The sequence below is a fragment of the Stutzerimonas azotifigens DSM 17556 genome (genome assembly GCF_000425625.1).
In the GTDB taxonomy this organism is placed as follows: Bacteria; Pseudomonadota; Gammaproteobacteria; order Pseudomonadales; family Pseudomonadaceae; genus Stutzerimonas; species Stutzerimonas azotifigens.
Window position 1 is genome coordinate 136,402 of sequence record NZ_KE384414.1, and the last position, 14,139, is coordinate 150,540.

11 protein-coding genes and 1 pseudogene are annotated in these 14,139 nt (G+C 66.1%); 8 read left to right on the plus strand and 4 right to left on the minus strand.

The genetic code is table 11. The features are described from left to right. Positions 1-5 precede the first annotated feature (5 nt). Together H610_RS0117795 and H610_RS0117800 are read right to left on the minus strand one after the other, a co-directional pair. A pseudogene (locus tag H610_RS0117795) lies at positions 6-344 on the minus strand (three-Cys-motif partner protein TcmP); the annotation flags it as partial. A gap of 219 nt (positions 345-563) precedes the next feature. Further along, the gene (locus H610_RS0117800) at positions 564-1,010 is read right to left on the minus strand and encodes a hypothetical protein (protein WP_003292632.1); all 447 of its coding nucleotides are present in this window, start codon (positions 1,008-1,010) and stop codon (positions 564-566) included. A 104-nt stretch (positions 1,011-1,114) separates the two neighbouring features. Here H610_RS0117800 and H610_RS0117805 point away from each other — a divergent pair, with 104 nt between their 5' ends. Both H610_RS0117805 and H610_RS0117810 read left to right on the plus strand, forming a co-directional pair. After that, entirely contained in the window at positions 1,115-1,405 is a 291-nt protein-coding gene (locus H610_RS0117805; RefSeq protein WP_003292631.1) for a helix-turn-helix domain-containing protein, read from the plus strand. A 166-nt stretch (positions 1,406-1,571) separates the two neighbouring features. Further along, positions 1,572-2,171, plus strand: coding sequence for a DUF6088 family protein (locus H610_RS0117810; protein WP_015275564.1), 600 nt, complete (start codon positions 1,572-1,574; stop codon positions 2,169-2,171). A gap of 27 nt (positions 2,172-2,198) precedes the next feature. Here the strand turns inward: H610_RS0117810 and H610_RS24150 are convergent, their stop codons facing one another. Next, on the minus strand, positions 2,199-2,663 hold the full coding sequence (locus H610_RS24150; RefSeq protein ID WP_084166498.1) for a DEAD/DEAH box helicase: 465 nt from the start codon (positions 2,661-2,663) through the stop codon (positions 2,199-2,201). Positions 2,664-2,988: 325 nt separating this feature from the next. Between H610_RS24150 and H610_RS24155 the strand changes: the two genes are divergently transcribed. From H610_RS24155 to H610_RS0117845, 6 genes are all read left to right on the plus strand, one after another. Then, a complete protein-coding gene (locus tag H610_RS24155) occupies positions 2,989-7,992 on the plus strand; it encodes a HAMP domain-containing protein (RefSeq protein WP_084166499.1) in 5,004 nt (1,667 codons plus the stop codon). A 116-nt stretch (positions 7,993-8,108) separates the two neighbouring features. Further along, positions 8,109-10,094 carry a hybrid sensor histidine kinase/response regulator gene (locus H610_RS24160; RefSeq protein WP_084166500.1) on the plus strand — a complete coding sequence of 662 codons (1,986 nt, stop codon included), beginning with the start codon at positions 8,109-8,111 and terminating at the stop codon, positions 10,092-10,094. A 142-nt stretch (positions 10,095-10,236) separates the two neighbouring features. Next, the gene (locus H610_RS0117830) at positions 10,237-10,653 is read left to right on the plus strand and encodes a hypothetical protein (RefSeq protein ID WP_028240916.1); all 417 of its coding nucleotides are present in this window, start codon (positions 10,237-10,239) and stop codon (positions 10,651-10,653) included. Positions 10,654-10,762: 109 nt separating this feature from the next. Continuing rightward, the gene (locus H610_RS0117835) at positions 10,763-11,662 is read left to right on the plus strand and encodes a cation diffusion facilitator family transporter (RefSeq protein WP_028240917.1); all 900 of its coding nucleotides are present in this window, start codon (positions 10,763-10,765) and stop codon (positions 11,660-11,662) included. A 741-nt stretch (positions 11,663-12,403) separates the two neighbouring features. Then, entirely contained in the window at positions 12,404-12,883 is a 480-nt protein-coding gene (locus H610_RS0117840) for an Lrp/AsnC family transcriptional regulator (RefSeq protein WP_028240918.1), read from the plus strand. A gap of 117 nt (positions 12,884-13,000) precedes the next feature. Next, positions 13,001-13,219 (plus strand): DUF2788 domain-containing protein, encoded by a 219-nt coding sequence (locus H610_RS0117845; RefSeq protein ID WP_028240919.1) that lies wholly within the window; start codon positions 13,001-13,003, stop codon positions 13,217-13,219. Positions 13,220-13,238: 19 nt separating this feature from the next. Here H610_RS0117845 and H610_RS0117850 read toward each other — a convergent pair whose 3' ends face one another. Continuing rightward, positions 13,239-13,874: a pseudouridine synthase gene (locus H610_RS0117850; RefSeq protein ID WP_028240920.1), complete on the minus strand. Its 636-nt coding sequence runs from the start codon at positions 13,872-13,874 to the stop codon at positions 13,239-13,241. Positions 13,875-14,139: the final 265 nt, after the last annotated feature.

Consider the following 14,139-nt stretch of genomic DNA (forward strand, 5'->3'; position numbering starts at 1 on the left):
GAACCTCAGTTCTCCGAGCTGGATTTCTTCAGCTGTGGCACGAAGAAGATGGGTCTCTGCGGGGGAGCTATCAGAATATCACTGGATTTGATGCTAGTGCCCTTGCGACGCCTGGTCTTGCCATCCTTACCGACCGCCAGCAAATCACCGGTCGCAACAGCGATATCGAGCGCCTGCTTTACGCGAAACTCGTCAGCCATGGTGTAGTTGGTCAATCCGCTCATCAGGCCCAAAAAAGGTTGCCGTTCTACCTCGTAGACCTGGTTGGGCAAGAGCTCTGAAAGTTCTCCTCGGACGCGGTCATCGGTGGCATCGTCGAAGTGATGCTCATCCAACAGCAAATCGTGTTTGCATGATGGCGAGCGTTATGAGGTGCATCTCTGTGAGGCCTGCTTTTTCCGAGCGCTGAGTGGTCTCCGCCGCGAGCGTATGGTCAACACCATGTTCGACGAGAATCCCGATAGGACTGGCGATGAGTTCGGCCTTGTGCAGCGGAGCGAATTCTGGAAAGACAACTGAGCTCGGTTCAGATGGGACTATGGATACGGGTAGGAAGTGGGGCGTTAGCCTCGCAGATGTAATGCAGCAGAGAAGATCACGTGTTTACTAATTCGACTGCCGAGAGACTGACACGCTGAGGTTGAGTACGTGCGATCTCCCTCCACTCGGTACTGGTGCCCAAGCTCGCTACCTTGTGCATCACGAATTGAAAGGATCTCCAGTAACGGCTCCATCAACCAGCGACCCACCTCGTTCATATGCCCGGGACTCACAAGATACGCCTGCTCCAGCCAGGCGTGCTCGGTCTGCGCAGCTATGACCTGTTCCAGCAATGGAACCGACGGAACCATTAGCATGCTTCGAAAGGCCGCGTTTCCATCGTCCTCAACGATCTGCAGGTAGAACCAGGGCCAGGTCATCTCTAGCTCGACATATGACCAGAACTGCACGCCATCTGGCGCTGTTGAGAGCCCAGGAAGCAGTTCCGCATTCCGACTGGTTTTGAACACGCGCCAATCTCCTAATGATAATTGTACTTGATTGATGAACAATATATTTTGTAGTCATATATTGTTCAATCGCGCTTCATCGTTCCATTTTGCGGAGCAGCAAAATGGAAGTCCGGGATTCGTTCGGGAAAGCGTTGAGGCTCGTGCGGCAGCGTAGGGGGCTGGCACAGGAAGATTTCTCGCTCGTTAGCAGTCGTACCTTCGTCAGCATGCTGGAGCGCGGGGCAACGAGCCCGACTCTCGAAAAGCTCGATAGCCTCTGCACGGTGCTCGACACTCACCCTGTCACCCTCTTGGCCCTGACCTACTTGCTTGGATCCGAAGCTCCTGAAAGTTTTGAGCAGCTCCTGGAGAAGGTTGGTGAGGAGTTGAGAGCTCTAGTCGAACCTGACTGATTACTCAGCGAGGCTGTGTGAGGGGCCGGTTCCGTGGCCGCACAGTGAGTGTTGATCTTGCTGTCCCTCTGTCCCCAGTGGCTGGCCTGGAGGTCCTGTTTTTGGCAGGGCTTATAGTTTTTGTGGGCGTCAGAAAATATGTGGATTCTGACTTTTTGGGGCTCATATGTCCGTCGCGCAAGCTATTTTAAATCGAGTCAAGCACATGCCAAAGGGGAGGCCATTTGCCGGCGCGGTGTTCGCGCAGGTCGGTTCCCGTGCGTCGATTAATAAAGCGCTTTCTAGGCTGGTGCAATCAGGCACGCTGGAGCGAGTCGCTCGCGGTGTCTACATGCGCCCCAAAATGAGCAAGTACACCGGCAGGGTGGTGCGCCCGAGTCCGCTGGCTGTCGTGGAGGTCATCACGAAGGCGAACGGCGAGACGATCCAGATACACGGCGCGGAGGCTGTTCGGAGGTTGGGCCTCAGCACACAGATGCAGGTGTTGCCGACCTTTTACACCAGCGGATCTACTCGCGAGATCAAGGTTGGCAATGCGGTGGTTCGCCTCCGCCACGTATCCAAGGACCGCTTGCAGCACGCCGGCACGACGGTAGGTGTGGCGCTTACTGCTCTCTACTACATCGGGAAAGAAGGGCTGTCCGCTAATGTGGTTTCCAAGATTGTTAGTGCGCTGAGCGGCGAAGAGCTGATGAAGCTCCGGGCCTGCAAGATGCCGGAGTGGATGCGGTCGGCATTGCGCTTTGCTGCCAAGGAGATTGAGTAGTGCGCAATAGCACCTACCCGACTCCACCTACTGGCAGCTACCAAAGCCTGAGGCGAGACGTGGCTGGCTTTTCTGACAAGACAATGCGACTTCCTGCGCATTTAGCAAAACGTGGAATTCGTCGAAGATCACCAGCCCGACGCCGTCCAGCGCCGGGTCGTCCTGCAGGCGGCGGGCGAGGATGCCCTCGGTGACCACCTCGATGCGGGTGGTCGGGCCGACCCGGCTCTCCAGGCGGATGCGATAGCCGACCGTCTGCCCTACCCGCTCGCCGAGCTCCTCGGCCAGGCGTTCGGCGGCGGCGCGGGCAGCCAGCCGGCGTGGCTCGAGCATGACAATGCGCTGCCCGGCGAGCCAGGGTTCGTCGAGCAGCGCGAGCGGCACGCGGGTGGTCTTGCCGGCACCAGGCGGCGCCTCCAGCACGGCCTCGTCGCGCCCGCGCAGGGCCTGGCGCAGGGCTGGCAGGGCGTCATCGATCGGTAGCGGCAGCATGCGAGGCTCCAGAGGCCGGGGGCCGGCATTATAGGCGTGACGGGGTCCGGCGTGGCCCAGGCCGCGTACCAGACGCCCCGCATCGTCCCGTGCTGGCGGAGCGGTGGGGGAAATCTCGTTCCAGCGAAGCGAATGATGGCACTTTGCGGAAATTCGCCCCTACACTAGCGCCCACATTATGAGTGTCCCGGCGCCTCGAAAGGGCCCGGTCGCGTGCATGCGCGGCGGAAACGCAACCCTGTTGCCCGCCGATCGCAAAACGACGGAGTGCCGGCCGTGTCCGCGGACCGCCGGCGTTGTTATCCAATCAGAAAAGAGAACAAACATGAGTACGGTGGTTCAGGGACAGGCGAACGAGGGCGAATTCGACCGCAGGTTGTTGTTGACGGTCCTCACGGCGGTGAAAAAAGGCGACTTCTCCGTGCGCATGCCGCTGGACTGGACCGGCGTGGACGGCAAGATCGCCGACGTCCTGAACGACATCATCGAGCTCAACGAGAACGCCTCCAGCGGGCTGGCGCGGCTCAGCGAGGTCGTCGGCCGCGAGGGCAAGCTGTCCGAGCGCCTGTCGCTGGGCGCGGTGAGCGGCGGCTGGGCGCGGCAGGTGGAGTCGATCAATACGCTGGTGGCCGACCTCGGCCGCCCGAGTACCGAGATGGCGCGGGTGATCGGCGCGGTGGCCAAGGGCGACCTGACCCAGCGGATGGTGCTCGAGGCGGACGGCAAGCCGATGCAGGGCGAGTTCATGCGCATCGCCATGATCGTCAACAAGATGGTCGACCAGCTCGCATCCTTCGCCTCCGAGGTGACCCGCGTGGCCCGCGAGGTGGGCACCGACGGCAAGCTCGGCGGCCAGGCGCAGGTGGCCGGCGTCTCCGGCACCTGGAAGGACCTGACCGACAACGTGAACGCCATGGCCGGCAACCTGACCGTCCAGCTGCGCGACGTGTCCAAGGTGGCGACCGCCATCGCCCGCGGCGACCTCAGCCAGAAGGTCACCGTGGACGTGAAAGGCGAGATCCTGCAGATCAAGGACGTGATCAACACCATGGTGGACCAGCTCGGCTCCTTCGCCTCCGAAGTGACCCGCGTGGCCCGCGAGGTGGGCACCGAGGGCAAGCTGGGCGGCCAGGCGCAGGTCGCCGGCGTCGCCGGCACCTGGAAGGACCTGACCGACAACGTGAACGCCATGGCCGGCAACCTGACGGTTCAGCTGCGCGACGTGTCCAAGGTGGCGACCGCCATCGCCCGCGGCGACCTCAGCCAGAAGATCACCGTGGACGTGAAAGGCGAGATCCTGCAGATCAAGGACGTGATCAACACCATGGTGGACCAGCTCGGCTCCTTCGCCTCCGAAGTGACCCGGGTGGCCCGCGAGGTGGGCACCGAGGGCAAGCTCGGCGGCCAGGCGCAGGTCGCCGGTGTCGCCGGCACCTGGCAGGAACTCACCGAGAACGTGAACCAGATGGCCGGCAACCTCACCGGCCAGGTACGAAACATCGCCCTGGTGACCACCGCGGTGGCCAACGGCGACCTCTCCAAGCAGATCACCGTCGAGGCCAAGGGCGAGATCTCCGAGCTGAAGAACACCATCAACGGCATGGTGGGGCAGCTCCGTACCTTCGCCGCGGAGGTGACCCGGGTGGCCCGCGAGGTGGGTACCGAGGGCAAGCTCGGCGGCCAGGCGCAGGTCGCCGGCGTCGCCGGCACCTGGCAGGAACTCACCGAGAACGTGAACCAGATGGCCGGCAACCTCACCGGCCAGGTGCGAAACATCGCTCTGGTGACCACCGCGGTGGCCAACGGCGACCTCTCCAAGCAGATCACCGTCGAGGCCAAGGGCGAGATCTCCGAGCTGAAGAACACCATCAACGGCATGGTGGAGCAGCTGCGGACCTTCGCCGCGGAAGTGACCCGGGTAGCCCGTGAAGTAGGTACCGAGGGCAAGCTCGGCGGCCAGGCGCAGGTCGCTGGCGTCGCCGGTACCTGGAAGGACCTGACCGACAACGTGAACCTGATGGCGACCAACCTCACCGACCAGGTGCGCGGTATCGCCCGGGTCGTGACCGCGGTCGCCAACGGCGACCTGAAGAAGAAGCTCTCGGTGGAGGCCAAGGGCGAAATCGCCGCCCTGGCCGACACCATCAACAGCATGATCGACACGCTGGCGACCTTCACCGACCAGGTGACCAGCGTGGCCCGCGAGGTGGGCGTGGAGGGCAAGCTGGGCGGCCAGGCCAAGGTGCCGGGCGCCGCCGGTACCTGGAAGGACCTCACGGAGAACGTGAACCAGCTGGCCGCCAACCTCACCACCCAGGTACGGGCGATCGCCGAAGTGGCGACCGCGGTGACCAAGGGCGACCTGACGCGGTCGATCCGGGTCGCCGCCGAAGGCGAAGTGGCGCTCCTCAAAGACAACATCAACGAGATGATCCGCAACCTGCGGGAGACCACCGACAAGAACACCGAGCAGGACTGGCTGAAGACCAACCTGGCGCGCTTCACACGCCTGCTGCAGGGCCAGCGCGACATGCTCACCGTGTGCAAGCTGATCCTCTCCGAGCTGGCGCCGCTGGTGAACTCCCACCACGGCGCCTTCTACGGCATGAGCCGCGACGGCGACGAGGCGGTCCTGGCGCTGCAGGCGAGCTACGCCTACAAGGAGCGCAAGCACCTGTCCCGGCAGTTCCGCCTGGGCGAGGGCCTGGTGGGCGAATGCGCGCTGGAGAACGAGCGTATCCTGCTGACCAACGTGCCCAGCGACTACGTGCAGATCAGTTCCGGCCTGGGCGAGGCGCCGCCGCTGAACATCGTGGCGCTGCCGGTGATGTTCGAGGGCACCACCAAGGCGGTGATCGAGCTGGCCTCCTTCGAGCGCTTCAGCCCCACCCACCTGGCCTTCCTCGAACAGCTCACCGAGAGTATCGGCATCGTCCTCAACAACATCGAGGCCAATTCCCGAACCGAGGCGCTGCTGCAGCAATCGCAGAAGATGGCCCACGAGCTACAGAGCCAGCAGGAAGAACTGCAGCAGACCAACGAGGAGCTGGAAGAGAAGGCCCGCCTGCTGGCCGACCAGAACGCCGAGGTGGAACGCAAGAACCACGAGGTCGAGCTGGCCAAGCGTTCGCTGGAGGAAAAGGCCGCGCAGCTGTCGCTGACCTCCAAGTACAAGTCCGAATTCCTCGCCAACATGTCGCACGAGCTGCGCACGCCGCTCAACAGCCTGCTGCTGCTGGCCCAGCAGCTGAAGGAGAACCCGGACCAGCACCTCAGCGAGAAGGAGGTGGAATACGCCGGCACCATCTTCGCCTCCGGCAGCGACCTGCTGAACCTCATCAACGACATCCTCGACCTGTCCAAGATCGAGTCGGGCATGGTCGTGGCCGACATCGACGAGGTGAAGTTCGCCGACGTCCGCGGCTTCGTCGAGCAGACCTTCCGCCACATCGCCGAAGACAAGAACCTGGATTTCACCATCCGCCTGACCAAGGGCCTGCCGTCCTCGCTGTTCACCGACGAGCGCCGGCTCAAGCAGATCCTCAAGAACCTGCTGTCGAACGCCTTCAAGTTCACCTCCGAGGGTAACGTCAGCCTGACCGTCCGCCCGGAAACCGAAGGCTGGACCGTCGGGCACGCGACCCTCGACCGGGCCGCCTCGGTGGTGGCCTTCACCGTCAGCGACTCCGGCATCGGCATCGCCCCGGAGAAGCAGGGCGCGGTCTTCGAAGCCTTCCAGCAGGCCGACGGCACCACCAGCCGCCGCTACGGCGGCACCGGGCTGGGCCTGGCGATCAGCCGCGAGCTGGCCTCGCTGCTGGGCGGCGAGATCACCCTGCGCAGCGCGCCCGGCCAGGGCAGCGTGTTCACCCTCTTCCTGCCGCTGCACTACATCGCCTCCTTCGGCAGCGAGCCGGACGGCGCGCGCGACGAACAGGGCGCCCCGGCTGCCGATGCGGCCCAGCGCGTCGCCCTGCCGGCGCCGGCGCGGGCCACCGCCGAGGCGCATCAGGAGCCGCGCGAGAGCGCCCTGCCCCCGCTGGTCACCGCCGGGGTCAACGACGACCGCTACGGGATCGAGAAGGGCGACCGCGTGGTGCTGATCATTGAGGACGATCCCTACTTCGGGCGCATCCTGCGCGATTTCGCCAACGAGCGCGGCTTCAAGGCGCTGGTGGCCTCGCAGGGCCAGGCCGGCCTGGCCCTGGCGCGCCAGTATCGGCCGGACGCCATCACCCTCGACATTCAGTTGCCCGACATGAGCGGCTGGACCGTGCTCGACCTGCTCAAGCACGACGTCGCCACCCGCCATATCCCGGTGCAGATCATTTCCATCGAAGGCGAGGAGGAGCGCGGCCGCACCCTGGGCGCGCTGGCCACCATCGCCAAGCCGGCGGACGAAGTCGAGCTGGGCCGCGCGTTCGCCCGGATCGACGCCTTCCTCGCGCGCAAGAGCCGGAACCTGCTGGTGCTGGAGGAAGACGAAGCCGAGTACCAGCGCATCCTCGGGCTGATCGACACCAAGGGCGTGAAAATCTCGAAGGCCAAGAGCGGTGCCGATGCGCTGCGCAAGATTCGCCAGTCCCGGGTCGACTGTCTGGTGCTGGACGCCGGCATGGCGGATACCGGCCGGCAAGTGCTCGAGCAGCTCGCCAGGGAGCCGGAGCTGCGCGGCCTGCCGGTGGTCCTGTACGGTGCCGGCGGGCAGTCCGGCAGCGGCCTGCTCGGGAAGCTCCCGCAGGGCCTGGCGGTCAAGCCCGCCGACTCGCTCGAGCGGCTGCTGGACGAGGTGACGCTGTTCCTGCATCAGAACGAGGCAAGCCTGCCGGAGCCCCAGCGCAGGATCCTCGAGCAGGTGCGCAGGATGGAGCCGCTGCTGACCGGCAAGAAGGTGCTGGTGGTGGACGACGACCTGCGCAACATCTTCTCGCTCAACGCCGTGCTCGAACGCCGGCACGTCCAGGTGCTCTCCGCCGAGAACGGCAAGGACGGCATCGCGCTGCTGAAGAAAACCCCGGACATCGACCTGGTGCTGATGGACATCATGATGCCGGAGATGGACGGCTACGAGACGATCCGGGCGATCCGCAAACTCTCGAAGTTCAAGTCGCTGCCGATCATCGCGCTGACCGCCAAGGCCATGAAGGGCGACCGCGAGAAGTGCCTGGAAGCCGGCGCCTCGGACTACATCTCCAAGCCGGTGCACACCGAACAGCTGCTGTCCCTGCTGCGCGTCTGGCTGTATCCGCGGACCCGCGCGGCGCTCGCCGCGGCCGGTGCCAAGGGCCAGGCGCAGAATGCGAAGGTTCCGGCCGAACCGGCTGAATGAGTGGCAAAAAAAACTGAACCGAATGTCCCGGCGGCCTGAACCGACAAGGTACGCCGCCGCGGACGCCGAATGATACGTGCGGCACTACGTGCGCCACTTGTCAGAGCTCTGGAGGAATGATGGCCCAGGACCGGCATGAGAACGCCCCTGTAAATGTGTTGGTGGTCGATGACCGCGCTGAAAATCGGCTGGCGTTGAGGGCGATTCTGGATTCACCGGACTACCGGATACTGGAAGCCTCCTGCGAGCAGGAAGCCCTGCGCCATCTGCTGCACACCGAGTGTGCGGTGATATTGCTGGACGTGATCATGCCCAGGGTCGACGGCTTCGAGCTGGCGACCCTGATCAAGGAATACGAACGTACGGCCTCGGTGCCGATCATCTTCCTGACGGCCGAGGCGATGGACCCGGCCTTCATCGAGAAGGCCTACGACGTGGGCGCCGCGGACTACCTCATCAAGCCGCTGATGCCGAAGATGGTGCGCGCGAAGGTCGCGGTGTTCACCGAACTCTACCGGCAGCGTCAGCGCATCCGCCAGCAGTCCGAGCTGCTGGTCGAGGCCGAGCGCCGGCAGAGCGAGGCGCGCTACGGCGAGCTGCAGCTGGCCAGCGAGCGGCGCTACCGCAACCTCGCCGAGTCGGTACCGCACATGGTGTGGACGGCCAGCAACGACGGCCGCACCGAATACTTCAACCGCGGCTGGTTCGAATACACCGGCGCCCCCGCCGACCGCGTCGCAGACACCTGGCTCGACGCCCTGCACCCGGAAGACTGGGGCACGTGCGGCGCGGACTGGGATTTCAGCCTGAAGACCGGACGGCCGCTCGAGGTGCTGTGCCGCCTGCGCCGGCACGACGGCAGCTATCGCTGGCACCTGGGCCGCGCACTGCCGGAGCGTGACGCCAGCGGCGAGCTGCTTTCCTGGCTCGGCACCTTCACCGACGTCGACGAGCAGACCCGTCTGCAAAGCACCCTGGCCGAGTTCAAGGACGTGCTGGACACCACCCTGGATGCGGTGCTGATCTTCAGCGCCGACAGCGGGACGGTGGAATACGCCAACGACGGCGCCGGCCTGCTGCTCGGCTATTCGCCCGACGAGCTCCTGGGGCACCCGGTGGCGCAGCTGATCCCGCGCTTTCGCGACGAGGACCTGCGCGCCATGCTCGCCCCGCAGGCCGCCCGCAAGGCCGCCGTGGAAGCCAGCTGCCTGCGGCAGAACGGCGAGAGCGTCCAGGTGGAGCTTTCCCTGCAGCTGGTGGAAGGCCACCGGCCGCGGATCATCGCCACGGCGCGCGACATCACCGACCGCAAGCAGGCCGAGGCCATGCAGCAGTTCCTCTACCAGAAGGCCCTGAGCGACGTGGAGGCGCGCGACGAATTCCTCTCCATCGCCGCCCACGAGCTGCGCACGCCCCTGACCTCGCTGAGCCTGCAGGCCGAACTGCTCGAGCGTCAGCTGGCCAAGGAAGGCGGCGCCGAGGGGGGGCGAAAGGGCGAACTGACCGGCATGCTGAGACGCCAGATCAGCCGGCTGGTGAGGCTGCTGGATGAACTGCTGGACGTCTCCCGGATCAGCGGCGGGCAGTTCAGGATCTCGCCCGAGCCGCTGAACCTGTCCGAGATCGCCGGCGAACTGGTGCAGCGCCATGCGCGCGACGCGGAAAAGGCCGGAACGCCGATCAGCCTGCACGTCGCCGGCGACGTCTGCGGCCACTGGGATGCGCTGCGCGTCGAGCAGGTGTTCACCAACCTGCTGAGCAATGCGATCAAGTTCGGTGCCGGCAAGCCGATCGAGGTCTCCGTGTGGGAGGAGGACGGCATGGCCCACCTGCTGGTGCGCGACCACGGCGTCGGCGTGCCCGCCGAGGCGCGGGAGCGGATCTTCCAGCGCTTCGAACGGGCCCGCTCGGCCTCCGCCTACGCCGGGCTCGGGCTGGGGCTGTACATCACCCGGCAGATCGTCGAGCTCCACGGCGGCGCCATCGAGCTGCTCGCCGACGTGCCGCAGGGCGCCGCCTTCTCGGTCTCCCTGCCGCTGACCCCGCCGGCATCCAGGACGCCGGAAAACCAGGTCTGCGAGGCCCTGCCGGACCCGGCCTGAAGCACCGGAGCACAGGCGGCGCCTGCCCGTGCGGCAGGTTTGCCGCCACCCGGTTCGAACACCGGCGCGGGCGCCGGGGTCCGATCTGGAGAAATGTCATTCTGCCCTTGTATAGTTCCGCCCACTTTCCAGGAGGTCCCCCATGCGTATCCGTACTCGCGTCATCGGCGGCGTCGTGGCCGCCGCGTTGTTCACCCAGCTGACGGCCTGCGGCACCCTGTTCTACCCGGACCGGCGCGGCCAGATCGACGGCCGCATCGACCCGGCGGTCGCTGCGCTCAACGCCATCGGCCTGCTGTTCTACCTGATCCCCGGCCTGATCGCCTTCGGCATCGACTTCGCCACCGGCGCCATCTACCTGCCGGACGAGGAATACAGCGTCGCCCCCGAGCGCCTGCGCGAAGCCATCGGTGCCGACGGGACCATCGACCATGCCCGCCTGAAAGCCATCATCGAAGCGGAAACCGGTCGCAGCCTGCCGCTCGACGACCCGCGCCTGGTCCGCCAGGGTGGCAGCGTCGAGCAACTGGCCGCGTACGGCCTGCGCCCGGCCGCCTGAGGGTGTCGCCTTCGGGCGAGGCGCGGTGGCCGGCCACCCGGACGGCCACGTCCCTCGCCCCTGCCCCCACCACCCGACGGCTCCGACGCCGTCGCCTTCCGGAGTGCGGATGACGGTCGCTCCTTCTCACGCCCGATTGATGCGCCTGGCCACGGTCGCCGCGCTTTGCGTGGCGCTCGGCCTGGCGCTGGCCAAGGCGATCGCCTGGTGGCTGAGCGGTTCGGTCAGCCTGCTGGCGGGCCTCACCGACTCGCTGCTCGACGGTGCCGCCTCGCTGCTCAACCTGCTGGCGGTGCATTACTCGCTGCGCCCGGCCGACGAGGACCACCGCTACGGCCACGGCAAGGCCGAGGCCCTGGCCGGGCTGGGGCAGTCGGCATTCATCTGTGTCAGCGCGATCCTGGTCGGCCTGCAGGGCTTCGACCGGCTGCTCAATCCCGAGCCGCTGCAGGCGCCGACCCTCGGCATCGCGGTGATGGTGCTGTCGCTGGTGGTGACCCTCGGCCTGCTGTTCTTCCAGCGCCACGTGGTGAAGCTGACCGGCTCCACCGCGGTGCGCGCCGATTCGCTGCATTACCGCTCGGACCTGCTGCTCAACAGCAGCATCCTCGTCGCTCTGCTGTTCGCGGCCTACGGCTGGGAGCGGCTGGACGCGGTGTTCGGCGTGGCCATCGCGCTGTACATCTTCTGGAGCGCCACCGGCATCCTGCGCGAGGCCAGTTCGATCCTGATGGACAAGGAACTCGACCCGGAAATCGCCGAGGACATGCACCGGCTGGCCTGTGACGTGCCCGGCGTGCTCGGTTGCCACGACCTGCGCACGCGGATGTCCGGCACCCGCTGGTTCGTCCAGCTACACCTGGAACTGCCCGGCGAGCTGCCGCTGTCGCGGGCGCACGATCTGTGCGACGCGGTCGAGAGGGCGATCCGGCAGCACTACCCGAGGGCCGAGGTGCTGGTGCATCCGGACCCGCAGGAGGTGGTGGGGCGGGTTCGCGGCGGCGAGTGAGGGGCGAACACGACGATTCGTTCACTCGGCGGCACCAGCGATGGCGTAGAGGCGTCTGGGGGATGCCGAGTACGTGCGCGAATGGGGCTGGCACCGGGCTGCGTGTCAGGCCAGAGCTCACACAGGCCTTGTTGCTTCCTTTCCGGCCAGCCGGCCTTTCGCATTCGAACCGTGGCGATCCGCTGTACCCGGATCGAAAGGCATCGTCCGGGCCCTCCCACGAAGCGCCCGCCTATGCCGAAACCCTGTGGGAGGCGCGCCCCCGCGGCGATGCAGGCCGCGAGGCCTGCCGGCGTAGGCGTGTCCGTGGGGCCGGTCGCGACCGCGAACGGGTGACATCGAGGCAAGGATCACGGTGGAGACAGTTGCTCCCACATCCGCCCCCATCTCCGCCACAAAAACAAACAGGCTGGACAGTGACCACAAACTCCGTCGTCACTGTCCAGCCTGTTCTCATCCGGCCGGGCCGTTCGAGCAGCGGGTCGCTGCCGCTTCACGCGTCGCCTTCTGGGCGTTGCGGGCCCGGGCCGGCGACCTCGGTAAGGTCGGAGGAAGGCCGGCAGGGATAGGCCGCATGCCGCGGCGTCGCCGGTCTTCGCTGCCTCGGGCTTGAAGATGGGTAAAGCCTACGCCCGCAGCACCGACAAGTGCTTGCTAAATTCACCATCTGAATGCCCCCTTGCGCAATCCGATTGCGCCGTCGCAAGCTATGGCGCAATCGACTCAGCAGGAGGCTTGAAATTGAGCAAACTCGATCGCTACGACCTACGCATTCTCGCCGAACTGCAGCGCGACGCGCGCATCTCCAACCAGGAACTGGCCGAGCGCATCGGCCTGTCGCCTTCGCCCTGTTCGCGGCGGGTCAAGCAGCTGGAAGACGACGGCTACATCGATCGCCAGGTCGCCCTGCTCGACCGCAAGAAGCTCGGCCTGAGCCTGACCGCCTACGTGCTGATCGGCATGGACCGGCACACCCCCGAACGCTTCGAGCACTTCCAGGCGGTGATCCGCAAGTGCCCGGAAGTGCTGGAATGCAGCCTGGTCACCGGGATGGATGCCGACTACCAGCTCAAGGTGGTGGTGCCGGACATGGACCACTACCAGCAGTTCCTGCTCGGCACCCTGACCCGCATCGAGGGCGTGTCCAGCGTGCGTTCGAGCTTCGTGCTGCAACAGGTCATCTCCAGCACCCAGCTGCCGCTCGAACACCTGCGCAGCTGAAGCGCACCGGCCCGGGGCGTATACTGCGCGCGCCCCGGCAGGCCGTCGCCCGGCCGAAGTTCCCGCGCCCGCGGGTGGTCAGAGCCTGCATAGCGATCGTTTTTTCTGGAGAGCCCGATGGATCCCGAGTTGTTCGAGAAGTGGATGATGATCATCCTGGTCGGAGGCCTGGTCGCCTTCATGGCATTCATCATCTGGGACCTGGCGAAGAAGTCCAAGGCCGGCAAGCTCGGCACCGCCATCCTGTTCCTCGGCCTGGGCCTGTGCCTGTTCGCCTTCATCGCCAAGCCGGTGATCGGCTACATCGTCGAGATGGCCCGCGGAATCCCGCACTGAACCCGGCCGGCGCAGCCTGCTAAAGCCGCGCCGGCACTTCCCGCCACTCCCCGGGCGCCAGCCCGTCGAGCGTCCAGTCGCCGATCCGCACGCGCACCAGGCGCAGGGTCGGCAGGCCGACGGCGGCGGTCATGCGCCGCACCTGGCGATTGCGTCCCTCGCGGATCACCAGTTCCAGCCAGCTGGTCGGCACCGTCTTGCGAAAACGCACCGGCGGAGTGCGTGGCCAGAGCGCCGGCTCTTCCAGGCGCCGGGCTTCGGCCGGCAGTGTCGGCCCGTCGTTGAGCGCGACGCCCTCCCGCAGGCGTTGCAGCTGTTCTTCGCCGACCTCCCCTTCCACCTGCACCCAGTACGTCTTGGCCAGCTTGTGCCTGGGGTCGGCGATGCGCGCCTGCAGGCGGCCGTCGTTGGTCAGCAGCAGCAGGCCTTCGCTGTCACGGTCGAGGCGCCCGGCCGGATACACGCCGGGCACCGGCACGTAGTCCTTCAGCGTCGCGCGGCCGTCGCCGCCGCTGAACTGGGTGAGCACGTCGAACGGCTTGTTGAACAGCAGCAGACGGGGCTCGGCCGGCGCCGTCTTGGGCACACGCGGACGCGCCGGGACGGCCGTTCTGGCAGTGCGACGCGGGGAGGCGGGGCGAGCGGATCGGGCCATGCAGCAGGCGCCTGTGGTAGTCGGGGCCGTCATGCTAGGGGCCCCGGACGCGCCCGGCAAGGCATGGACGGACGCCTGCTCCGCCGGCATCGCACGAAAACGGTGCACAACCCGAGCAAGGGCGTGCACCACCCTTCCATCACGCACCATGGCGGTTCATGGCGGTTCGGACCGATCGCCGTTGATCCGGGCCGAGCGCCGCTGCTGTGCGGCTTTGCGCGAATTGGCACGGATGCTGCCACCACTCCTGGCGTCCATCGGACCA

Bases quoted from the DNA above. Each gene is read 5' to 3' on its own strand.
- H610_RS24160 (WP_084166500.1), top strand. From the start codon at position 8,109: ATGATGGCCCAGGACCGGCATGAGAACGCCCCTGTAAATGTGTTGGTG.
- H610_RS0117805 (WP_003292631.1), top strand. From the start codon at position 1,115: ATGGAAGTCCGGGATTCGTTCGGGAAAGCGTTGAGGCTCGTGCGGCAG.
- H610_RS0117850 (WP_028240920.1), bottom strand. From the start codon at position 13,874: ATGGCCCGATCCGCTCGCCCCGCCTCCCCGCGTCGCACTGCCAGAACG.
- H610_RS0117830 (WP_028240916.1), top strand. From the start codon at position 10,237: ATGCGTATCCGTACTCGCGTCATCGGCGGCGTCGTGGCCGCCGCGTTG.
- H610_RS0117835 (WP_028240917.1), top strand. From the start codon at position 10,763: ATGACGGTCGCTCCTTCTCACGCCCGATTGATGCGCCTGGCCACGGTC.
- H610_RS0117810 (WP_015275564.1), top strand. From the start codon at position 1,572: ATGTCCGTCGCGCAAGCTATTTTAAATCGAGTCAAGCACATGCCAAAG.
- H610_RS24150 (WP_084166498.1), bottom strand. From the start codon at position 2,663: ATGCTGCCGCTACCGATCGATGACGCCCTGCCAGCCCTGCGCCAGGCC.
- H610_RS0117845 (WP_028240919.1), top strand. From the start codon at position 13,001: ATGGATCCCGAGTTGTTCGAGAAGTGGATGATGATCATCCTGGTCGGA.
- H610_RS24155 (WP_084166499.1), top strand. From the start codon at position 2,989: ATGAGTACGGTGGTTCAGGGACAGGCGAACGAGGGCGAATTCGACCGC.